Below are 20,750 nucleotides of genomic sequence, written 5' to 3'. Positions count from 1 at the left end.
GGGGGGTCCCGAACAAGGGCCAGCCACCCCTCCCGTGCCTTGACTTTAGTCAACAAGGGGGCCTAGAGTCGCCACATCCGCCTGCCAGTGTCGTCGGTGTTCCGGAAGGCGGCCTCTCGATGTCCGCCAAGGTGCAGGGGGGATGCGGGCGTGTCGGAACAGGAATCGGGGGCGGAGGCCGCTTCGGTCGGCCCGTTCCCCTCAATCGGCTCGGAACGGGACCCCGAGGCGACCGCCGAGGCGCTCGCGGACGCGGTCGCCGCCGGCTGGTCCTGCGTCGTTACCGTGGGTGTCCCGCTCTGCTCGGACGGGACCAACGCCTGGTTCGGATCGGGGATCTACGACCCCTTCAGCGAGCGCACACTGCTCACGCCGCCCGAGGGACTCAGCGCGGAAGGGGAAGCCGATCTGCGCTTCGCCCAGGCCGTCGCCGAGCGGCTGCATGCGCTGCCGGCCTCCGGGCCGGGGTCGGTGACCTTCTCGCTCTCGATCTTCGACGGCAAGATGGTCCATGGCATCGGGCGTGCGGCGGCGCGGCGCATGCACGCCAAAATCACCGGAGACCCCGAGGAGTTCCTGCCTCCCGCCGCGCTGGCCCTGTATCACGCGGTGGGCGGGCGGCTCGCGTTCGACTTCTCCCTGGACTACCGCAAGCTCGGCGACCGGTTCGTGGATCGGCTGCGCGGCGAGGTGCGTCCGGTGATCCCGTCCGTGCCCACGGGGCGGCTGGTCGATCTGTTCCTCGGGACGGGCTGTGTCCCGCTCCGCCGCGTGGACGCCGCACAGCCCACCCCGGGGATGGGCCAGGTGCTCTGCGCGACACCGAACACCCTCTCGGTCGGTCAGCACATCGCCGACCTCTCGCCGCTCGACGGGCGCGGCCGCATCCAGACCGGCCCGGAGGCCGTCCCGCTGACCAATGAGAACGGCGCCTATATATGTGAGGTGACCGCGATCGGGCGGCTGCTGGCGATGCTCGCCCACGCTCCCGCCCCCGCGGACGGCGGCGGCGTTCTCACCCTCAGCGTCCTCAACACCCGCGACCCGGGAAACCACAAGATCCACCGGATGAGCTGGTCGGCGGGCGAACTGGTCACGGCACTGCTGCCCTATCTCCGGCCGGATTCCTGGTCGCGCCGGCCCCTCGTGCACTGGGCCTCGGTGACGGACGGCGAGTCCTCCGCGGCCATCGGCTCCACCCCCGACACCCTGGCGCGTCAGGGTTTCCTGGCCGACCTCAGGGCGCGGATCCAGCGGTCGTCCTCGCCGCGCCGCCGCGAGGAGATCATCGCGGGTGAGCTGGAGCGCATCCGGATGCGGGTGCAGAACGCCGACGCCGCCAAGGCGCCCCTGCTGTTCCTCTACGGCCCGGGCGACTACGACAGCCACCGGGCCTCCGGCCTGCCCGCGCCGGACGGCACCGGCGCGGCGTCGGACGGAGTGAACCGCCAGGCGGCTGACACCGCGCTCTCGCAGAGCTGCTTCCTGAACTGATCGGGCGACCGGTCCCGCCAGGCGGCCAGTTCCGCTCAGGCGACGAGTCCCGCTCAGGCGACGAGTTCGGCTCAGGCGACGAGTTCGGCGATGATCCGGGCGGCGGCCTCCGGCCGGTATTAGCGGCGAAGCCGGTCGGCGACGTCTTTCGCGGCCAGCCGGTAACTGCCGTCCGTGAGCAGGCGCTGGAGTTCCTCTCCGAGAGCGGCCACGGACGCGTCGAGTCGAAGATGACGGCCCACGCCCAATTCCGCTGCCCGCCGCGCGTTGTTGAACGCGTCCTGCTCGAAGGGGATCACCAGCATGGGGACCCCAAAGGCCAGGCCCCGTACGAAAGTGCCATGACCGCCGAGCGTCACCAGGACAGCGCTTTCAGGGAGCAGCTCCTCGATGGGCCGATATCCCGACGCGCGTACATTTCCCGGCAGTTCTTCACCCTGGACGACTCCACCGATGAAGTGGAATTCGGCGTCGATTCCCTCGGCGGCCTCCAGGAGGGAACGCACCAGCTTCGGCTGAGCGGAATGCGGTGTGGTCGACAGGCTGATCAGCACGCGGCGCGTAGCGCCCATATCGCCCGCGCGCTCTTGTGGTGGCGCGAAGCCCGGACCCACGTAATGGACGCGCTCGGGGACCGCGTCCGCCGCCGGGTCCACCGTGGGAAAGGTCGCCACCATGCACCGGTCCGCCCGCATGTACTGCTCCCTTGCGGCACTCAGCGGCGCCAGCCCCCAGCGGGCACGCGCATCGTTCAAGGCCGGAAGCGCCTTCTTGGTCATGCGTTCAAACAGCGGAACGAAGGGCCCGTTGCGCATGGCCTGATGCGAGGGTTCGCCGACGGACATCGGATAAATCGCGTTCTTGACTTCCTCCCCCTCGCGAACGAGGGGGATTCCTACGGCTCGCGCCGTGGGGATTCCTGCTTCATCACCGACTGCCCCGTCCGGGAGGATTCCCGTTGAGGTCTTACACCGGCTCCACAGGCCGACACCGCCAGCCCGGCGGCCAGAAGGTTCTTCGCGGCATTGACGTCCCGGTCGTGGGCCGTACCGCAGCCACATCTCCAGGTGCGGACGCTGAGCGGCATCTTGTCCCGCAAGGCGCCGCAGTTCGAGCAGAGCTTGGAGGAGGGGAACCAGCGGTCGACCGCGATCACGTCCCGGCCGTACCACTGGGCCTTGTACTCCAGCATGCTGCGGAACTCCGACCATGCCGCGTCGGAGATCGCCCGGGACAGCTTGCCGTTGCTGAGCATGTTCCGGACGGTGAGGTCCTCGATCACGAGCGTTTGGTTTTCACGCACGAGCCGAGTGGTGAGCTTGTGCAGGTGGTCACGCCTGCGGTCGGCGATGCGGGCGTAGACCTTGGCGACCTTGCGGCGGGCCTTGACCCGGTTGGCGCCGTCCCCCTTGGCCTTGCGGGCGAGGTCGCGTTGCGCGCGGGCGAGGCGGGCGCGGTCGCGCCGCTCGTGCCGGGGGTTGGCGATCTTCTCGCCGGTCGACAGAGTGAGCAGGTGGTCGAGCCCGGCGTCGATGCCGACCGCCCGGCCGCTGGCGGGAAGCGGCTGGACGGCGGGGTCTTCGACGAGGAGGGAGACGAACCAGCGCCCGGCGGCATCCTGCGACACGGTCACCGTGGAGGGGGAAGCGGCTTCCGGGAGGGGACGCGACCAGACGATGTCGAGCGGCTCGCTCATCTTCGCCAGCGTCAGCTTCCCCGCCCGGAACCGGAATCCACTGGTGGTGTACTCCGCGCTGCTGCGGGACCTCTTCCGCGACTTGAACCGCGGGTACTTCGCCCGCCTGGCGAAGAAGTTGGTGAACGCCCCTTGCAGGTGCCGCACGGTCTGCTGGAGCGGAACCGAGGAAACGTCGTTCAGATAGGCGAGTTCCTCGGTCTTCTTCCACGCCGTCAGCATCGCCGACGTGGCGTTGTAGTTGATGCGCTCCTGCCGCAGCGCCCACGCCTCCGTACGGGCCGCGAGCGCCATGTTGTAGACCTTCCGCACACACCCGAACGTGCGCGACAGCTCGGCCGCCTGCACATCGGTCGGATAGAAGCGGAACTTGAATGCCCGCTTTACGTGAGTGGCCATGGCTCACAAATTACCGCATCAGATGGTGGCCGCCTGCCGAGTTGTCAGCGGCGGACACCGAACCCCCTTGGCGGCGATTCACCATCCCCTGCCCTGCACCGCAGGAGCCCGATTCCTCCCCCGCCTGAAGGCGAAGGTTTCCTCGAAGGTTCCCGATGACCGATGTCGAGCACAAGAACCCGCGGCTCCTGCCACATGAGTCGGCGCAGGAGAAGGAGGTGCGGGAGCGGCTCACCAAACTGCTGACCGAGACGCCCATTCCGCCCGTGTATCTGATCGACAATCTCCCGGTGTATCTCCGCCGCCATCAGCTCGCGGATCTGCTGACGATGGACGCGCTGTACCGGATGCTGCCCGAGATCCCCGGCGTGATCATGGAGTTCGGTGTGCTGCACGGATGCCATCTCGCCACCCTCGCCGCGCTGCGCGGCCTGTACGAGCCGTACAACTCCTACCGCCGGATCATCGGTTTCGACACCTTCACCGGATTTCCCGACCTCGCCGAGATCGACCAGGTGAGCCCGAGTGCGGCCGTCGGCAGGTTCGCCGTCCCCGGCAACGAGGTGGACCATCTGCGTGAGGTGCTCGCCGCGCATGAGGCGGGCGATCCCATTCCGCATGTCCAGCGGACCTTTGTGGTCCAGGGAGACGTCCGGGAGACGGTCCCGCGCTATCTGGCGGAGAACCCGGAGACGGTCATCGGGATGGCCTTCTTCGATCTCGACCTGTACGAGCCGACGCGTGAGGTGCTCCAGGCGATCCGGCCCCATCTCGCCAAGGGCAGCATCGTGGCCTTCGACGAACTCGGGCATCCCCGGTGGCCCGGGGTGACCGCCGCGATCCGCGAGACCCTCGGCCTCGGCCATATGACGCTGCGGCAGCTCCCGTTCCGCGAGCAGCCCGTGATCTACCTGAAGTGGGGCGAGTGAGCCCCAGGCGCCGGGCGGGGCGAACGGACGGTCAGGCGGGTCGCAGTCGGCGGGGCAGCGACGCCACCACGATCTCGTAGGACTCCCCGAGCAGTTCGCGCACCTCTTCGGCCTCCAGGCCCCCGCTCAGCAGCACGGTGACCCAGTGCCGCTTGTTGAGGTGGTAGCCGGGCAGCACGGTGTCCGGGTGCTGGGCGCGCATCGCGAGGACCTCGTCGGGCGGCAGCTTCACGCTGACGCGAGGCGGTACCGCGCCCTCGCTGAGGATCGCGAAGATCTTGCCGCCGACGCGGTAGACGGCCGGTGAGTCGCCGAAGGGGAAGTCCTCGGCCGCGCCGGGCAGGGCGAGGCAGTGCGCGGTGACGTCGTCGGGTTTCACGGTGCGAGCCTATCCACGGGCGGTGCCATCCGGACGGCTATCGCGGCCGGACGCCGACCGCGATGAGGCTGCTGGCGTCGAGGTGGGAGTGGCCGGCGGCCGCCATGTCGGCGTGCAGCCGGTCCCGGACGCGGCCGAGCTGCTGTTCGTCCATGCCAAGCACAAAGCGGCGGGGCGCGGCGCCGAGCAGGAACATCCAGGCGTCGTCGCCGAGCAGCGGGACGCGGTAGTCGACCCGGTGCACCGCGATGTCCACGAGGCCGAAGGAGCGCAGCCAGGCGGCGAGTCCGTCGGCGGAGTCCACTCGGGTGCGCGGGTCGGGGGCGGTCGGCGGTGCGGGCAGCGGGCGGATCGCGGAGGCGGCCTCGCGGGCGCGGCGGACCATGCTGTCCATTCCGCCGCCGACCCAGGTGCTGAGGGCTATCCGGCCGCCGGGGCGCAGCAGGTCCACCAGATGCCGGGTCCCGGTGTCCATGTCGGGGAAGAAGAACACGCCGTAGCAGCACTGGACGAGGTCGTAGGGGGCGTCCGCGCGCCATGCGGTGACATCGCCGCGGTGGAACCGCAGATGGGCGAGCCCTTGCCGGTCCGCCTCGGCCCGGCCCTGGTCCAGCAGGGCGCCGGCCATGTCGACGGCGTCGACATGGCCGGCGGCACCGACGGCACGGGCGGCGGGCAGGGCCGACGCGCCGGAGCCGCAGCAGGCGTCCAGGACCCGCTCCCCCGGCCGGGGCCGGGAGACGCCGGTGGCGAGCGCCCCCAGCGGCCCCCACAGCCGCGAATACCAGGAGGCGAACTCGCGGCGGGTCTGGCTGAACAGCGCGCCCACCGGGAGGGTGGGCACGGCGGATATGACGGTCATGGTGTCTTCGAGTCCTTCCAGTTCCACCAACGGAGCTTCTCCGGCTCCCTGCCGCCCTCGGCGTAGTAGACGGCGCACCGGAAGACGTAGAGCATGCAGCGGTCCACATAGGCCCCCTGTTCGAGCATCAGCCGGTCGTACAGCTCCTCGGGGTCCTGGCCGACGAGTTCCTCGACGCGGTGGATGCCCATGCCGTGCAGGTCGCCCTCGACGGCCTTGCCGACGCCGGGGATCTGCCTCAGGTCGCTCTCCATAGGGCTGCTCCTCACTCTCCCAACGCGCGGTCGCGCATCGCGAGCGACAGTACGAGAGCGAGCAGCAGAACGGGGACCGCGACGAAGAAGACGGTGCCCAGCGAGTCGGCGTACGCCTCGGTGAAGCCGTGCCGCAGGTCGCCGGGGAGCTTGTCGAGCGCGTCGGCGGTCAGGTTCGTCATGGACCGGGCGCTGTCGCCGGGTACGTGCCGGGGCAGTTCGGTGGCCAGCCGCGCCGAGAACACCGCGCCGAACGCCGAGATCCCGAAGGAGGCCCCGACCAGCCGCGCGTAGGTGACCGTCGCGGTCACCGCGCCGATCTGGGCGGGCGGTGCGCAGCTCTGCACGGCCACCATGAACACCTGCATCGACAGGCCGGAGCCGACGCCGAGCAGCACCGAGTACGCCACCACGAGGGGCCAGGGCGTGTCCGCGTCCATGGTGGACAGCAGATACGACGCCACCGCGGCGACGGCCATGCTGGCCACCGGGAACCAGCGGTATTTCTTGGTCTCGGCGATCCGGCGGCCGACCAGGGTGGAGGCGATGAGCAGGCCGAACATCATCGGGATCAGCAGCAGACCGGAGGTGACGGCCGACGCGCCCGAGGCGGCCTGGAGGAAGAGCGGCAGGAAGTTGACGGTGGCGAGGATCGCGAACCCGGCCAGCATGGTGATCGTGTTCGACAGGACGAAGGTGGAGTTGCGGAACAGGCTGAGCGGGATCATCGGTTCGGCCGCGCGGCGCTCCACCACGATCCACGCGGGAATGAGCACGACGATCGCGACGATCAGCGCGATACCGCGCGTGGACAGCACCGCGTCCAGGCTGCCGACGCGCCCCGCCAGCAGCGCCACGCAGACCGACAGGGCCGCCAGCAGCGCCGCACCCGGGTAGTCGATCTTCGGTCGGCCACGGGTGGCGGCGGTGGGCAGCAGGAACGCCACCACGGCGAGGGTGACCAGGCCGAGCGGCAGATTGACGTAGAACACCCAGCGCCAGCCGATCGCGTCGGTGACGGCGCCGCCGACGAGCGGGCCCGCGACGCTGGCGACGGCGAACACGCTGGTGGAGTACCCGGCGTACTTGGCGCGCTCGGCGGGCTCGAACAACTGGCCGATGAGGGAGAAGGAGGCGACGACCAGCGCGCCGCCGCCGATGCCCTGGATCACCCGGAAGGCGATCAACTGGCTCATGTTCCCGGCCAGTCCGCACAGCATCGACCCGGCGATGAACACCACGACGCCGCCGAGGTACACCAGGCGGTGGCCGAAGAGGTCGCCGAGCTTGCCGCCGACGATGGTGGTGATGCTGAGCGTGAGCCCGTACCCGGTGAACACCCAGGCGAAGTGCTCGAGCCCGCCCACGTCGTGTACGACGCTCGGCAGTGCCGCGGCGACGACGGACTGGTCCAGGGTGGACAGCAGCATCCCGAGCAGGATGCCGCCGAAGACCCACAGCCGACGGCTGAGGCTTGGGGGGGCCGCCGCCGGGGCGGGCGCCGTCGTTTCAGCGGTCACAGGGCTACTCCCTTGGGGGGTTCGGCGGTCACCGGGCCGGCCCAGGGGAGGGAAGGGGCCGGATCGGCGGACCGGGAGTCGAGCGGACGGTCCTGGACGTAGGCGAGGCCCAGCCGCAGCGCGGTCTCGGCCTTGGCCAGTTCACCGCCCAGGTAGCCCGCGTGGGCGGGGTCGTCGGTGAGCCCGTGGGCGACGGCCGCGAGGGTGAGGGCGGTCGCGCTGCGGCTGCGCAGTTCATGCCCGCTCGCCAGATCCTCGCCGTAGTGCCGGAGCACGATCCGGCCGGCCGGGCGGTCCAGGGAGATGACGAAGCAGCCGGCGCCGGCCGAGGCGATCGGACGGACCCGGCCGACAGCGGCCAGCGGCACCAACCGGGGTGTGCTGGCGGCCAGTTCCTCCCCCAGGACACCGGCCACACAGTCCGGGCCGTTCACATCGCTCGCCCCGTCCGGGTCGTCGGCGTGGCGGGGCAGGGCGTCGACGGCGGCCAGCACGGCGGCCGGGTCGTCCTGGCCGCGCAGGTCGTGGACGGCGATCCGGCGGCGGAAGGCGGCCACGACGGGCGGCCGCAGATTGGGGAGACGGGCCCGGTGGCCGTGGGCTCCGATGATGGTGCCGTCCGGGGCGGTGCCGTGCGCGGCCAGCGCCAGCAGGCTCTGGCCGGGGTGGAACAGCCGGGAGTCGTGCCCGCACACCACCAGATGCCGGACCGCCGGACGGGCGAGGGCGCCCCTGACGAGCTCCTCGATCCCCAGGTTGGCGGTGGCCAGCGGGGCCGCGACCGCCACCCGGGGGTGGCCGGCCAGCCGCGCGGGCAGCGTATGCGTGCGCAGCGTGCAGACCGCGACGTCGGCGGTCCGGTGGGTCACCACGTGGGGGCACCCCCGTTGTACGAGCGGGGCGCGCCGCCGGGGGTCACCGGCGGGAGGCTGGAGCTGATGGCGGTGACATCCGCGCCGAACCGGTGCAGCCGCATCCCGACGCGCAGTTGCTCGGCGCGGATGCGGTCGATGCAGGAGCGGAAGCGGGCCTCGATCTGCTCCAGTTGGCGGCGGCGCTTGGCGTGGTCCAGGCGGTCGGTGAGGACGTCGTCGAGGTTCTCCATGAAGAACTCGTGGTTCTGCCGCCCCATGTCCTGGCGGGTCTCGTGCAGGAAGTCCTTGAACCGCTCCAGGACCTCCATCGCCCCCGGAAGGGCGTGGAAGCGGCGGTAGAGCCGGGAGACGAAGGTCTGCACGACGACGTTGAACGTCTCGAACTCGAACACCGCCGACTGATCGGTGATGACGCCGCGCTTGTGATAGTCCTCGTCGTTGTAGAGCGAGGCGAAGTGGACGGCGAGCCGCTCGACGCGCTCATCGCTGTGGCGGTAGTCGTAGGGGTCGAGGTTGTCCTCGTAGGCGTGGCCGAGGAGGCCGTCGTCCGCGAGCTTGCGGGCGATGGAGGTGCCCGGGTAGACCTCCAGCCGCTCGGTGAGCCGGCGCAGGTTGTGCCCGGCGTGCTCGCGCAGGAAGTCGGCGTTCCGGGTCAGGGTCTCGACCGTGGCGTAGGGGTGGAACGGAATGAACCCCATGGCCAGATAGATGCCGTGCTCGCGCAGCAGCCGGATGATGGTGATGTTGTCCTCGACGGTGGCGCGCTTCTCCCACAGCAGCAGCTCTTCGGGGACGCCGGATTCGATGCCGACGTTGACCTTCTCCAGGCCGCTGCGGACGAGCAGGTCGAGCAGATCGTGGTCCTCGGCACAGTCGGACCAGTTCTCGGCGCGCATGCAGACGTTGTAGTAGATGTCGAGACCGCGGTCGAGGATGCCCTCGGCGATGGCGCGGACACGTTTTTTTCCGACCCGGCCGCCGTCGGGGTCCTCGAAGGTGGAGTCGATGAAGTCGAAGGTGCGGAACCGGTGGTCCCGGACGAGCTGCTCCACCTCGTCCAGGACATAGCCGGGGCCGACCCCGCGCCATGCCTTGCCCGCCTGGACGCGGTTGCCGAGGTTGGGGGCCGAGCAGAAGGTGCAGCGGGCGACGCAGCCGCGACTGGTGCTGACCCGGACGTACTCGAGCTTGTTGCCATGGGCGATGAGCTGATCGCGGACCGGGTACGGCAGCACCTCCAGGTTGTGGACGAGCGGGCGGGCCGGGTTCTGCCGGTATCCGCCGTCGGCGTCGCGGTAGCCGATGCCGGGGCAGTCGGCGATGTCCTCGCCGAGGGCGAGACGCTGGGCGAGGTCCAGGATGATGGGCTCGCCCTCGCCGACCGCGACGATGTCGGCGTGCGGGTTGACCCGCAGCACATCGGTGCCGGTGAACGTCCCGGCGGGGCCGCCGCAGGCGATGACCACCTCGGGCATCTCCTTGCGCAGGGCCGCGCAGAACTCCACGCAGCTCGGCACGTTCAGGCTCATCAGCGTGAAGCACACCAGGCCGGGGGCGTAGGCCGCGATGGCGTCCACGACCTCCTGGTGGCGGCCGTGCTCGGCCTCGCGGATCTCGCAGGAGAAGCCCGCAGCGCGCAGCGTCGCGGCCATATAGGCGACGCCGAGGTGCTCGGGGGACATCACCAGGTCGCCGTCGAGCAGGATCACGAAGCTCACCCGGAACGCGACCGGGTCGGTGATCCTGGCGTCGAGCGCTATCTCGAAGTGCCCCGGCTTCTCCCGGGGCTGGAGCCCCAGCTCTTTCCCGGACGTCAGCATCGGATGTCCTCCTCGTTCCGCGGCCGCATGACCCGCACGTCGGTGCCCTCGGTTCCGGGTGGCGGGTCGATGCCCAGGGAGGCCAGGACGGTCGGCGCCACGTCTCGCATATGCAGGGGCTCGGTGCCCTGGTCGCCCCGGCACCAGAAGGTGGCGTCGGGGCGGGTGTGGGTGCCGGTCAGCGGGGCGTCCCCGATGACCTGGTCGGTGGCCCAGGCGCCCCGGATCTGTACGCCGGGGGCGGGCATCACGACCAGGTCGGGGGCGTCGTCCGCGCACGGCCCGGCGTAGATCTTCGGCCCGGAGAGCACCTCGGAGACCACAGGGGTGCCGGGGCCGCCCTCGGCGATCCGGCCGTCCTCGGTGAGCCGCAGGGCGAGCAGCCGCGCGGTGAGTTCGCCGGGGTCGGTGGGCGGTCCGCCGCGGGGGAAGCGGTCGGCGGTGTTGAGGTGGATACGGCCGGGGTCGAGCGCGAACGCCCGGGTGCGCTCGTCGATCTCCTCCAGGGACTCGGCGCCGGGCGGCAGCGCGAGATACCCGGCCCGCCGCAGCCAGGCGTTCAGATAGAACTGGGTGTGCGCCGGGCCGAAGCCGTGGTCGCTGGCGAGGAACAGCGCGCCGTCCCCGGCACGGTCGGCCAGCTCCGCAACGGCCTCGTCCACCCTTCGGTAGAAGTCGAGGACACGCCCGTGGAGCCGGGCGGCGGGGTCGGTGAGCGAACTCCACAGGAAGTGGTGGACGCGGTCGGTTTCGGTGATGACGCACACCGCCAGGTCCCAGCCGTCGGACAGGACATGGGCGAAGGCGGCGCGGCGGGCGGCGAGGGCGGCCTCCGCCCGGTCCAGGAACCCGTCCGGGTCGGCGGTCACATCGCCGACCTCGACGTCGAGCTGGTAGTCCAGGGCGCGCAGCGGCCCGCGCAGCTCGGGCGGGTACACGGCCCGGTCGAAGTCGGGGGCGACGAACCCGGACACCAGCGTGCCGCGCAGCGGCGGCGCGGGGTAGGTGCTCGGCACGTTCATGATCACGCTGCGGCCGCCGTTCCTTTCGACCGCCTCCCACAGCGGCGGGGCCTTCAGATGGCCGTAGCCCGGGAAGTACGTGCGATAGGTGCCGGGCCGCAGGTCCACGAATCCGTAGATGCCGTGGGTGCCGGGGTCGGTCCCGGTGAGGAAGCTGGCCCAGGAGGTGGAGCTGATCTCCGGGACGGGCGCGCTCATGGCGCGCAGGCTCCCCTGCGGCAGCAGGCCCGCGGTCTTCGGCATGACGCCCTGGCCGGCCAGATCGCGCAGCAGCCAGTACGGGACGCCGTCCAGCCCGATCACCATCGCGCTCATCGCCGGTCCTCCCCCGCGATCTCGTCCACGATGCCCAGGCCGAGGATGCGGGCGGCGCCGTCGGTGAGCATGAAGCGGCCCAGCGGCGCGCACACCCGTACGTCGTCGCCGTCGGCGGGCCGGTCGAGCAGCATGGTCAGCTCGGCGACCTCGCTGAACCGGACCGGGCCCCGGTCGGTCGCGGCCGGGGCGCGCCGGGCGCTGTCCCAGTGGCGCTCCACCCGGGCGATACGGCCGGTCAGGTCGGCGCCGGCCCGGCGCAGTGTGCACCGGGCGCCCTCGGCGAACCCGTCCTCGGCGGTGCACAGCACGCGCACCCGCCACCGGTCGCCGCGCAGCGGCCGCCGGTCGGGGGGTGCGAGCAGGGTGCCCGGCGCACAGGGCGGCCCGGACAGCACCAGCCCGATGTTGTCGCCCGTGGCGGCCGACTCCTGGGGCGGCTCCCCGAAGCGCTCGATGGCCAGGGCGGTCCGGGCGTCCTCGCCGGGTGCGACCAGCCGGTCCCCGGTGCGCAGTTCACCGCTGAGCACCCGGGCCAGCACCCGCCCGTCGACCACGTCCTGGGCCTCGACGCGCAGCGGCGCGCCGCCATCGCCCCAGGGGGTCAGGTCGGCGAGGGTGTCGAGCAGGGGACGGCCCGCGTACCAGGGCAGCCGTGTGCCGGCGGCGGTGACGTTGTCGCCGGTCATCGCGCTGACCGGGACGGCGGCCACCAGCGTCAGGCCGATCTCGTCGGCGAGCGCGGCCACCTGCCGGGCGGCGGTGTGGAATTCCGCTTCCGCCCAGCCGGCGAGATCCATCTTGGTGATGGCGCAGACGACGGCGGTGACGCCCATCATCGCCAGGACCCGCATATGCCGCCGGGTCTGCTCGGCGGCGCGCTCGCGGCAGTCCACCACGATCACGGCGGCCTCCGCGCGGGACGCCCCGGTCGCCATGTTGACGAGCAGTTCGGCGTGGCCGGGCACGTCGATCAGCACATAGCGGCGGCTTCCGGTCTCCAGGACGGCGCTGGCGGTGTCGAGGGTGAACAGGTCGGCGCGCTCCTCGGTCAGCCCGTCGAGCAGGAACGCCAGCCCGCCGTCCGCGACGGGCACCTCCAGCCGGTCGGTCGTGACACTGCCGGTGTCCAGCAGGAGCCGGCCGAGCAGGGTGGACTTGCCGTGGTCCACCTCCCCCACGAACGCCACGCGCAGGGTGTCGGCGTCACGGGCGGTGGCTGCGGGGGTCGGTCCCCCCTCGGGCAGTACGGGTGTCGTCACTGATGCCGCCTCACATATATCCGAGGGCGCGGAGCTTCTCCATCGCCGCCGCGTCTTCCTTGTCCTGTGCCCGGCCCGCGCGCTCGCCTTCGCGGGAGCGGCGGACCTCGATGACCACGTCGGTGACCGTCCCGGCGTCGCTGCGCACCGGCGAGCAGCAGCATTCGCAGCCGATCGACCGGTAGCGGTTCCCGTCGTTCGCGAAGTACAGGTCGGGGACGGGGATGCCCTCCTGCCGCACGTACTCCCAGATGTCGATCTCCCGCCAGGAGAGCATCGGGTGGACGCGCATATGGCCGCCCTCGTCCACCGCGGCCTGCCGCAGGTCCCAGAATTCGGCCGGCTGGTTGCGGTAGTCCCAGCCGAAGGACCGGTCCCTGGGGCTGAAGACCCGCTCCTTGGCGCGCACTCCGTGCTCATCCCCGCGAATGCCGAGCAGTACGGCGTCGTGTCCGCCGGCCTCCAGGGCCTCCTGGAGGGCGTTGGTCTTCAGGGCCGTGCAGCATTCGAGCTTGGTGGCGGCGGTGGGGCCCATCCCCGCGGCCAGCGCCTTCTCGTTGCGATGCACCCGCAGGTCCAGGCCCCACTCCCGGGACCAGCGGTCGCGGAACTCGTACATCTGCCGGAACTTGTAGGAGGTGTCGATGTGGATGACGGGGAAGGGCACGTCCCCGAAGAACGCTTTGCGGACCAGCCACAGGAGCGTGGTCGAGTCCTTGCCCATCGACCACAGCAGGGCCGGGTTGGTGAACCGGCCGCGCACCTCGCGCAGCACCTGCACCGTGTCGTTCTCAAGGTCGCGCAGCGCCGAAGCCACTCACGTCACCCCTTTCGGAAAGAACCCCCACCACGAGGGGATGGCAGCCCCGGAACCGCCCGGGGAACCGGCCGTTCGGCTTGGTCAGGCCGATGGACAGAAAGCAGGGCCCCGCCAGGTCCGGCAGCGGCTCCTCCAACGGCGCCGGGAACGCGCGGACCAGCCGGGCGTCACGCACGATCCAGTCGTGCTCGGCGCCGGAGGCGTCGGTGAACTCCAGCCGCAGGAAGGAGCGGCCGCCGGTGGAGCGCCGCCCGTAGATCCGGCACACCTCGGTGGGCACCAGACCGGCGCTGCGCTCGCCCGCGAACGCCTTCTCCACGGTCTCGTCGGCGGTGTCCTCGAGCAGGTGCTCGCGCAGCGCGGGGTCGAGGGCCGGGCCGGCGGGCCGGGGCGGCGCGATGACGGCACGGTCCTCGGGGCGGGCGTCCGGCTCGGTGCTGGGGCCGAGGCCGATCCGGACGGGCTGGAAGAACGCGTAGGGACCGTCCGGGCCCACCTGCTCGGCGGTGACGGGTTCGGGGCGGATCCAGCGGCCGTCCAGGTCGAGGCCCGCGACGCACGCACCGCCATCGGCGTCGAGGGTCACCGCCAGGGGCAGGAGGGTGCCGGTCATGAGGCACCCGCCGGGGCCGGTCGCAGCGCGGGGGCGGTCAGGGCCGTACCGGGCAGGTCGGGGGCGGGGTCCAGGCCGAGCATCGTCAGCAGCGTCGGCGCGATGTCCAGCGGCCGGGCGGGGCCGCCGCGCCCGGCGGTGAACGCCGCGCCCGCCCCGGCCCAGTAGGAGTCGCGCCGGTGCCAGCCGCTCTGGAGCATCCGGTTGGTGCGGCCGGACCAGAACGGGTCGCCGAGCGGCAGATACCGCCAGTCGGCCGGGTCGAGTACGAGGTCGGGCGCGGCGTCGGCGGCCGGGCCGGCGTGCAGTTCCTCGCGCGGGACGGCGCGGGTGAGGAACCGGGTGCCGGTCGCCGGGTTGATGTGCTCCTCCAGGACGGCGGCGACATCGGCCAGCACGCGGGCGCGGTCGGCGGGGCGGACGGTGCCGTCCCGGTAGCGGCCCGCGAGGTTGAGATTGACGCCCTGGGCGCCCTGCACCGCCTCGAACGCGGTCGTCCGCGACCAGTCGGGCGTGCCGTCCGGGCCGAGGGTGAGCAGCCCGGCCGCCGCCAGTACGTCGTTGACCGACCGGTAGGAGCGCAGCGGCCCGAATCCGATCTCGGAGAACGCCAGCAGGCTGGTGTGGTCGTCGAGCCGCTCCAGCAGTTGGCCGAGCACCCGGTCGGCCAGTTGGTAGGCGCGCAGCACCGCCTGGTCGGCCTCGGGGACCGGGCTGCCCGGCTCGGTCTCCTGCCAGTAGACGTGCGAGAGCCGGTCGATGGCGGTGAGGTTGAGGACGGTCAGGTCCGGGCGGCTACCGACCCGGCCGTCCAGCATCGCCAGGGCCGCGTCGGCGCGCTGCCGGTCGGCGTTCAGAACACCCGAGACGAACGGGTCCTTCGGGCCGCCGGTGAACCAGACGGTGACATCGTGCACCGGCCGCACACCCTCGCGGGCCAGCAGCACCGGCAGATTCCGCGGATGGCATGCCTGCACGGTGGCCCGCATCGGATAGCTGAGGCAGTATCCGTCGACCGGCTCCACCGGATGGGTGCCGAACAGGTTCACCAGCGCGATCCGGCGGCCCGTCAGTTCCGGCCGCCGCCACAGGAACGGGCGGCGGGCGGCGGATCCGTCGAGCACCACCGGCCGGTAGTCGGGTGCGTGTACATCCCAGTAGGAGAAGCACCCGTGCTCATCGGGAGCGAATCCGGTGAACGCGCTGAACAGCCCGGGCGCCTCGTAGGGGACGAAGTCCGAGCGCAGCGGCCCGCCGGCGCCCAGCGCGCGCAACCGGTGCAGATGCGGCAGCCGCTCCGGGCCCCACCGGTCGATCAGCTCCGGGCACGCCCCCTCGGTGATCAGGGCGATGGCCCGTGCCCGGGCGCTCATCCGCGCCCCCCGTCCGGACCGGCCAGCCGCAGCGCGGCGGCCGAGCCGCCCGGTGCGACGGTGGACACGATCGCGGCCGCGCCGGGTTCGACGGCGACCCGTGCGACCGCCGCGACGACGGCCAGCAGCGGCCCGGCGGCCAGCGCGCCGCCGAGCGCCTCGGGCTGGAAGCCGGAGGCGAGCAGCTTGACCTCGCCGGTGTCGGACAGATTGCCCTTGCCCACGTGGTACGAGAGGTGCGGCCGGTCGGCGCCGGCCGCGCCGACCGCCGTAAGGCAGCGGGTCAGGGCGCCCGCCGCGGCTTCGGTCCGGTCCGGTGCCTGGGGCTCCGACCAGCTCGCGCAACCCGTGACGACCGCACGTACCGGCGCGCCGCGCTCGCGCGCGCCGTCGGCGCGCTCCAGCACCACACATGCCGCGCTGTCCGTCGGCTCCTCCCCGGCCCGGCCCTGACGGCTCGCCAGCAGCCGCGCCGCGTCCCGGGTCGGGGCGTCGCCCGCGTCGCCGCCGCCCGCGATCACGATGTCGCAGGCCCCGGCCGCCAGCAGCGCCCGGCCGACCTCCACCGCCTGGAGACCGGCGGCCGGTCCGCTGATCAGGGTGACCATCGGGCCGGTGACACCGGCGGCCCGGCACACCAGGGTCGCGGCGAGCTGCGGCCCGTGGTCCAGCGACATCGAGGGGGTGATCCGCGTCGGGTCGGCGGACAGATGCGGGCACAGCGTCTCGGCCATCGCGCTCAAGCCCCCGACGGCGGTGCCCATGACCACCGCCACCCGGCGGCCGGCGAGCGGCCCTTCGGCGGGGAGAGGCACGGGCAGGCCCGCGTCGGCCATCGCCTGCGCCGCCGCGCCGAACCCGAGCTGCGCCGAGCGGCTGAGGTACTGGTAGCCCGCCGCCGCGTCGATATGGTCCAGCACCGAGTAGGGCCGGGTCCGCCCGGGTGCGGCGTTGGGACCGTAGGCGGCCTCCAGGGCGTCCGGGCCGTCGCCGAGCCTGCTCACCGCGCCGGTCCCGGTCACCACCACGTCGGGGACGGGCTCGAAGGCGTCGGGGGCGGGCTCCAACGGGTCCGGCGTGGCCTGGGCGGAGTCCTGTGGGCGGAACGCCAGGACGGCGTTGGTGCCGCCGCCGCCCAGCGAGTTGGACACCGCCGCGCGGATCCGCTGCGGACGGCCGCGCAGCGGGACGTAGTCCAAGGTGAGCGCGGGGTCGATCCGGTCGAGCTTGGCCGTGGGGTGCACCCACTGCTCGGTGAGGCAGTACACGGTCGCGATCGCCTCGATGATCGGGGACGCGGCGGCCAGATGCCCGACGATCGACTTGGTGCTGCTGATCGCGACCTGGCCCGCCCGGTCGCCGAAGACCAGCCGCGCCGAGGCGGTCTCCAGCCGGTCGATCAACGGGGTGCCGGTGCCATGCGCGTTGAAGTAGTCGACCTCCTCCGGCGAGATCCCGGCGTCGGCCAGGGCCAGCCGGACCGCCTCGGCGTTGGACGCGCCGTCCTCCGGCGGGATGATCGCATGCGGGTTGTCGTCGCAGGTGATGGCCCAGCCCGCGAGCCCGGCCAGCGGGGTGCCGCCGCGCGCGGCCGTATCGGCGGCGCGCTCCAGGACCAGCGCCCCGGCCCCGTCCCCGAGGACGCTGCCGTCCCGGTCGGCGTGGAAGGGGCGCAGGTCGTGGCCCACGAACCCGGCGCGCTCCGCTCCCCAGTAGGAGGTGGCCTTGAGGTGGTCGGCGCCGACCACCACGGCCCGGTCCACGGTGCCCTGACGCAGCGCCAGCAGCGCCATCGCGGTCGCGGTGGTGCCGGACGCGCACGCGTTCGTCACCGCGTAGCGGGGGCCCTCGATGCCGAGCCGGTGCGCCAGCACATCGGCGAGCACCCCGATCGGGAACCGCACCATCGCCTCGGCGAGTTCGTCGTCCACCTGCGGGTCGGCCCCGGCAGCCAGTGCCCGGCGGGCGGCCAGGAAGTCCTCCCAGCGGTCCTCCAGCGCCCGGTTGTCACCGCCGGTCGTGCCCACGTACAGGCCGGTGACGCCCGGCGCGGGCCCGCCCGCCTGGGCGAGCGCCTCGCGGGCGGCGTCCACGGCCATGTCCGACAGCCGCCAGGGGCCCGTCCGGCGTGGGTCCTCGATCTGGGCCGAGCGGTTCTTGCCGCGCGCGACCGCGATGCCGCGCAGCTCGTGCAGGCCCGACTCGCCCTTGCGCAGCGCCTCGAACAGCGCGGTGCAGCCGTCGCCGAATACGGTGACGGCGCCCATGCCCGTGATGACCACCGGGAAGCTCACGCTTGTCGCCCCCCCGTCAATCCCGGGCGGCGGCGGTCCGCGCCGCGCGCTCGTCCACGTAGGCGGCGAGCGTGTCGAGCGAGTCGACCAGCTCGACGCTGAGGTCCTCGTCCTGGATCTGTATGCCGAACTCGTTCTCCACCCAGATGAGGAACTCCAGCCCCATCACCGAGTCGATGCCGACCGCCTCGCGCAGGCCGGTGTCGGGCACCGCCTCGGGGGCGAGATCCAGCCGCAGTGATTCCACCAGCACGCGGCGCAGACGGTCCTTGGTGTCGTTCATCAGACCTCCGTACGTTGTCGGGCGGCCCGGGCGGGCCGGATGTTGTGCCAGTCGTGGCTCGAAGGAGTGGCCGCGGTCGCCGGATCGGTCGCTTTCACCGGATCGGTCGCCGTCTCACAGGTAGCCCATGGCGCCGAGCGCCTTGGCGGTCAGCTCCTCCTCGCTCAGCCGCGCCGTCTCCTCGGCTCCCCCGGACGCCACCGCGGAGACGGTCTCCCCGGGGGCGAGGAAGGCGCGTCCACCGTCGGCGCCGTCCCAGCCGTCCCACTGGAGCGGGCGGCCGTGGACGGCGGCCGGAAAGGTCAGGCCGGCCTCCGCCAGCAGCGTGGGCATCAGATCGGCGAGTGCGACGGGGGCGGTGCGGCGGCCGGGCGCAAGGCTCGTCCCGCGCAGCGCCCACATCCCCAGATAGCGGTGCATACCCGTCTGTTCACTGGGCCGCCACAGCGGGCCGCTGATCGCCGGGCTCGCCAGCACGCCCTCGTCGGCGGGGATGAGCAGCAGATCGGGGGCCGCGTGCGCCATCGGGCCCGGGTAGGCGTCCGCGCGCGGCAGCGCGGCGGCGAAGACCGGCTCGCCGGTGTCGGGGGCGCGCAGCCCCAGCAGCAGCTCGGCGGCCTCCGCCAGGACGGGGCCCGGGTCGGTCACCACTCCGTCGCGCTGGCGGCCCGCGAGGTTGACGTTGACCGCGTAGCAGCCGGGCGTGGGCATATAGGCGCGGGTGCGGGTGAAGTCCACCTCGCGGCCGTCGGCGCGGAACCAGTCGGCGAGGCCGTCGCCCGCGGCGGGCGGGGTGGCGGCGGGCCGGGTGGCCAGCAGCCCGGCCTCGGCGAGGACGGCGTTGACGGCGACGTTGTGGCGGCCCGGCCCGAACCCGTGGTCCGACAGCAGCAGTACGGGCGTCTCGTCGCCCACCACGTCGAGGATCTCGCCGAACACCTCGTCGATCGCGACATAGGTGGCGCGGATCGCGTCGGCCCACTCCTGGCGGTCGGGGAGGGTGTGGCGGTCGTGGCAGGCGTCGGCGAAGTGCCAGTAGTGGTGGCAGATGCGGTCGATCTCGGTGATGACCGCCATGAAGACATCGACCGGGCGCTCACGCAGCACGTACTGGATCGTCCGGCCGCGCGCCCTGACATGCTCGACGGCGGCCTCCGCGTAGGACAGGTCGCCCCGGAACATCGCGGCGATATCGGCCTTGAAGCCCGCGCCCGCCCGGGCCAGCTCCCCGAGCAGCCCCGGCGGTTCGCTGTAGCGCAGGGTCCGCGCCAGCGGCCAGGTGAGCTGGTAGCCGGGGACCTCGCGGGGCGGGTGGGACATCGGCACGTTGACCAGCCCGACGCTCCAGCCCTGCCGGGCGAACCACTCCCAGGCGGTGTCGCAGCCGTAGTCGCCGGTGCCGACCAGACGGTCCCCGTAGACCGGGTCCTGGGTGTCGAAGAATTGGTAGATGCCGTGGCCGCCGGGGCGGCGCGCGGTGACGAACGTGCTCCAGCCGGGCGCGGTGTGCGCCGGCCAGGTGGTGGTGGTCGGGCCGTGTGCGCTGTCGGCGAGCAGCCTGCCGAGCACCGGCAGCGCGCCCTCGGCGACCAGCGGCTCGATCAGATCGAGGCTGCCTCCGTCGATGCCGAGCACGACGGCCTTGGGTGGTGCGGTATGCGGCATGGTCGGTCCCCCCCTGCTCACCGCTTATGGAGCCACGGTATGCAGGTCGACAACTAAAGTCAAACATCCGCATTGACTTTGGTCATCACGCTCGCAATCATCGAGGTCATGAGCGCTACCTCCGCTGTCGTCTTCGACCTGGACGGCGTCCTGCTCGACACCACCGAGAACATGCGCCGCGCCTTCGCCGCCACCTGGCGGGCCGCCGGACGGCCGGGCGATCCGCCGTTCACCACGTTCCTGGCCCATATGGGCGCGCCGCTGCCCCGGATCCTCGAAGCGCTCGGCCTGCCCACCGAGTCGGCGGCGGTCTACGCGGCCGAGAGCACCCGCCATATCGAGCTGGTCACCGCGCACCCGGGCATCCCGGTGGTGCTGGCCTCGCTCGCCTCGGCCGGGGTGCCGACCGCCGTCGCGACCGGCAAGACCTACGAACGCGCCATGCAGGCGCTCAGCGCGGCCGGGATCGCCCACGGCCTGGACGTCGTGATCGGCAGCGACCAGGTGACGCGGCCCAAGCCCGATCCGGAGATCGTGCTGACCGCGCTCGCCGCACTGCCCGACGCCCCCGGCGCGGCACGGGCGTTCTTCGTCGGCGACAGCGTGCTGGACATGCGCTCCGGCCGGGCCGCGGGCGCCACCGTGGTCGCGGCGGGCTGGGGACAGACCGCCCCGCAGACGCTGCGCGCCGAAGGCCCCGACCACTACGCGGGGACCGCCCTCGACCTGCTCGCCGTGTTCGGCCTGCCCTCCCCCGTACGGGAGACGTCGACGGGAGCCCACGATGTCTGAGCCGCTGCCGCTCAGCGGCCCGGATCCGGCTCAACTCGGCCGGCGCCGCCCGGAGATCGCGCCGCCGGCCGAGATCGAGGGCT

At 72.4% G+C, this 20,750-nt stretch carries 19 protein-coding genes; 3 read left to right on the top strand and 16 right to left on the bottom strand.

Annotated elements, in window-relative coordinates:
* Positions 1 to 150 precede the first annotated feature (150 nt).
* On the top strand, positions 151 to 1,494 hold the full coding sequence (locus tag ACK1X7_RS39650; protein ID WP_385156872.1) for a hypothetical protein: 1,344 nt from the start codon (positions 151 to 153) through the stop codon (positions 1,492 to 1,494).
* A gap of 119 nt (positions 1,495 to 1,613) precedes the next feature.
* On the opposite strand, the gene ACK1X7_RS39645 is transcribed toward ACK1X7_RS39650, so the two are convergent.
* The gene (locus ACK1X7_RS39645; protein WP_390793477.1) at positions 1,614 to 2,339 is read right to left on the bottom strand and encodes a glycosyltransferase; all 726 of its coding nucleotides are present in this window, start codon (positions 2,337 to 2,339) and stop codon (positions 1,614 to 1,616) included.
* Between the two features lie 50 nt (positions 2,340 to 2,389).
* Complete coding sequence (locus tag ACK1X7_RS39640) at positions 2,390 to 3,589, bottom strand: RNA-guided endonuclease InsQ/TnpB family protein (RefSeq protein WP_413116399.1); 1,200 nt, start codon at positions 3,587 to 3,589, stop codon at positions 2,390 to 2,392.
* A gap of 155 nt (positions 3,590 to 3,744) precedes the next feature.
* Here ACK1X7_RS39640 and ACK1X7_RS39635 point away from each other — a divergent pair, with 155 nt between their 5' ends.
* Complete coding sequence (locus ACK1X7_RS39635; protein ID WP_413116398.1) at positions 3,745 to 4,518, top strand: class I SAM-dependent methyltransferase; 774 nt, start codon at positions 3,745 to 3,747, stop codon at positions 4,516 to 4,518.
* Between the two features lie 31 nt (positions 4,519 to 4,549).
* Here ACK1X7_RS39635 and ACK1X7_RS39630 read toward each other — a convergent pair whose 3' ends face one another.
* The 14 genes from ACK1X7_RS39630 to ACK1X7_RS39565 all read right to left on the bottom strand — a co-directional run bounded on the left by ACK1X7_RS39630 (position 4,550) and on the right by ACK1X7_RS39565 (position 19,875).
* Positions 4,550 to 4,897 carry an MmcQ/YjbR family DNA-binding protein gene (locus ACK1X7_RS39630; protein WP_385156884.1) on the bottom strand — a complete coding sequence of 116 codons (348 nt, stop codon included), beginning with the start codon at positions 4,895 to 4,897 and terminating at the stop codon, positions 4,550 to 4,552.
* 37 nt (positions 4,898 to 4,934) lie between these two features.
* Positions 4,935 to 5,759 (bottom strand): class I SAM-dependent methyltransferase, encoded by an 825-nt coding sequence (locus ACK1X7_RS39625; protein WP_390793480.1) that lies wholly within the window; start codon positions 5,757 to 5,759, stop codon positions 4,935 to 4,937.
* Positions 5,756 to 6,013: a helix-hairpin-helix domain-containing protein gene (locus ACK1X7_RS39620; protein WP_059145788.1), complete on the bottom strand. Its 258-nt coding sequence runs from the start codon at positions 6,011 to 6,013 to the stop codon at positions 5,756 to 5,758. The genes ACK1X7_RS39625 and ACK1X7_RS39620 overlap by 4 nt, the downstream gene beginning before the upstream one ends.
* 11 nt (positions 6,014 to 6,024) lie before the next feature.
* Complete coding sequence (locus ACK1X7_RS39615; RefSeq protein ID WP_385155431.1) at positions 6,025 to 7,533, bottom strand: MDR family MFS transporter; 1,509 nt, start codon at positions 7,531 to 7,533, stop codon at positions 6,025 to 6,027.
* Positions 7,530 to 8,405, bottom strand: coding sequence for a DUF4346 domain-containing protein (locus ACK1X7_RS39610; protein ID WP_385155435.1), 876 nt, complete (start codon positions 8,403 to 8,405; stop codon positions 7,530 to 7,532). Before ACK1X7_RS39610 ends, ACK1X7_RS39615 begins: the two co-directional genes overlap by 4 nt.
* Positions 8,399 to 10,228: a B12-binding domain-containing radical SAM protein gene (locus ACK1X7_RS39605; protein ID WP_413116397.1), complete on the bottom strand. Its 1,830-nt coding sequence runs from the start codon at positions 10,226 to 10,228 to the stop codon at positions 8,399 to 8,401. Before ACK1X7_RS39605 ends, ACK1X7_RS39610 begins: the two co-directional genes overlap by 7 nt.
* A complete protein-coding gene (locus tag ACK1X7_RS39600) occupies positions 10,222 to 11,565 on the bottom strand; it encodes an alkaline phosphatase family protein (RefSeq protein ID WP_385155440.1) in 1,344 nt (447 codons plus the stop codon). The genes ACK1X7_RS39605 and ACK1X7_RS39600 overlap by 7 nt, the downstream gene beginning before the upstream one ends.
* The gene (locus ACK1X7_RS39595) at positions 11,562 to 12,827 is read right to left on the bottom strand and encodes a GTP-binding protein (RefSeq protein WP_413116396.1); all 1,266 of its coding nucleotides are present in this window, start codon (positions 12,825 to 12,827) and stop codon (positions 11,562 to 11,564) included. Before ACK1X7_RS39595 ends, ACK1X7_RS39600 begins: the two co-directional genes overlap by 4 nt.
* A gap of 10 nt (positions 12,828 to 12,837) precedes the next feature.
* Complete coding sequence (cysD, locus tag ACK1X7_RS39590) at positions 12,838 to 13,644, bottom strand: sulfate adenylyltransferase subunit CysD (RefSeq protein WP_385116759.1); 807 nt, start codon at positions 13,642 to 13,644, stop codon at positions 12,838 to 12,840.
* A complete protein-coding gene (locus tag ACK1X7_RS39585; protein ID WP_385155446.1) occupies positions 13,619 to 14,260 on the bottom strand; it encodes a hypothetical protein in 642 nt (213 codons plus the stop codon). Before ACK1X7_RS39585 ends, cysD begins: the two co-directional genes overlap by 26 nt.
* Positions 14,257 to 15,633: an alkaline phosphatase family protein gene (locus ACK1X7_RS39580; protein WP_385155449.1), complete on the bottom strand. Its 1,377-nt coding sequence runs from the start codon at positions 15,631 to 15,633 to the stop codon at positions 14,257 to 14,259. Before ACK1X7_RS39580 ends, ACK1X7_RS39585 begins: the two co-directional genes overlap by 4 nt.
* Positions 15,630 to 17,927 carry a beta-ketoacyl synthase N-terminal-like domain-containing protein gene (locus ACK1X7_RS39575; RefSeq protein WP_390793484.1) on the bottom strand — a complete coding sequence of 766 codons (2,298 nt, stop codon included), beginning with the start codon at positions 17,925 to 17,927 and terminating at the stop codon, positions 15,630 to 15,632. Before ACK1X7_RS39575 ends, ACK1X7_RS39580 begins: the two co-directional genes overlap by 4 nt.
* Before the next feature lie 16 nt (positions 17,928 to 17,943).
* The gene (locus ACK1X7_RS39570; RefSeq protein WP_137968377.1) at positions 17,944 to 18,210 is read right to left on the bottom strand and encodes an acyl carrier protein; all 267 of its coding nucleotides are present in this window, start codon (positions 18,208 to 18,210) and stop codon (positions 17,944 to 17,946) included.
* A gap of 114 nt (positions 18,211 to 18,324) precedes the next feature.
* The gene (locus ACK1X7_RS39565) at positions 18,325 to 19,875 is read right to left on the bottom strand and encodes an alkaline phosphatase family protein (protein WP_390793485.1); all 1,551 of its coding nucleotides are present in this window, start codon (positions 19,873 to 19,875) and stop codon (positions 18,325 to 18,327) included.
* A 108-nt stretch (positions 19,876 to 19,983) separates the two neighbouring features.
* On the opposite strand from ACK1X7_RS39565, the gene ACK1X7_RS39560 reads away from it, so the two are divergent.
* Positions 19,984 to 20,667 (top strand): HAD family hydrolase, encoded by a 684-nt coding sequence (locus ACK1X7_RS39560; protein WP_385157753.1) that lies wholly within the window; start codon positions 19,984 to 19,986, stop codon positions 20,665 to 20,667.
* Positions 20,668 to 20,750: the final 83 nt, after the last annotated feature.

The organism is Streptomyces sp. CY-1 (assembly GCF_047218265.1).
Lineage (GTDB): Bacteria > Actinomycetota > Actinomycetes > Streptomycetales > Streptomycetaceae > Streptomyces > Streptomyces niphimycinicus.
Note: the sequence above shows the minus strand (reverse complement) of the source record. Positions and strands in the feature narration are given on the sequence as shown.

What these genes read in the sequence shown, in the direction of transcription:
- ACK1X7_RS39645 (WP_390793477.1), bottom strand. Translation starts at nt 2,339, where the DNA reads ATGTCCGTCGGCGAACCCTCGCATCAGGCCATGCGCAACGGGCCCTTC.
- ACK1X7_RS39640 (WP_413116399.1), bottom strand. Translation starts at nt 3,589, where the DNA reads ATGGCCACTCACGTAAAGCGGGCATTCAAGTTCCGCTTCTATCCGACC.
- ACK1X7_RS39635 (WP_413116398.1), top strand. Translation starts at nt 3,745, where the DNA reads ATGACCGATGTCGAGCACAAGAACCCGCGGCTCCTGCCACATGAGTCG.
- ACK1X7_RS39625 (WP_390793480.1), bottom strand. Translation starts at nt 5,759, where the DNA reads ATGACCGTCATATCCGCCGTGCCCACCCTCCCGGTGGGCGCGCTGTTC.
- ACK1X7_RS39620 (WP_059145788.1), bottom strand. Translation starts at nt 6,013, where the DNA reads ATGGAGAGCGACCTGAGGCAGATCCCCGGCGTCGGCAAGGCCGTCGAG.
- ACK1X7_RS39605 (WP_413116397.1), bottom strand. Translation starts at nt 10,228, where the DNA reads ATGCTGACGTCCGGGAAAGAGCTGGGGCTCCAGCCCCGGGAGAAGCCG.
- ACK1X7_RS39600 (WP_385155440.1), bottom strand. Translation starts at nt 11,565, where the DNA reads ATGAGCGCGATGGTGATCGGGCTGGACGGCGTCCCGTACTGGCTGCTG.
- ACK1X7_RS39585 (WP_385155446.1), bottom strand. Translation starts at nt 14,260, where the DNA reads ATGACCGGCACCCTCCTGCCCCTGGCGGTGACCCTCGACGCCGATGGC.
- ACK1X7_RS39580 (WP_385155449.1), bottom strand. Translation starts at nt 15,633, where the DNA reads ATGAGCGCCCGGGCACGGGCCATCGCCCTGATCACCGAGGGGGCGTGC.
- ACK1X7_RS39570 (WP_137968377.1), bottom strand. Translation starts at nt 18,210, where the DNA reads ATGAACGACACCAAGGACCGTCTGCGCCGCGTGCTGGTGGAATCACTG.
- ACK1X7_RS39565 (WP_390793485.1), bottom strand. Translation starts at nt 19,875, where the DNA reads ATGCCGCATACCGCACCACCCAAGGCCGTCGTGCTCGGCATCGACGGA.
- ACK1X7_RS39560 (WP_385157753.1), top strand. Translation starts at nt 19,984, where the DNA reads ATGAGCGCTACCTCCGCTGTCGTCTTCGACCTGGACGGCGTCCTGCTC.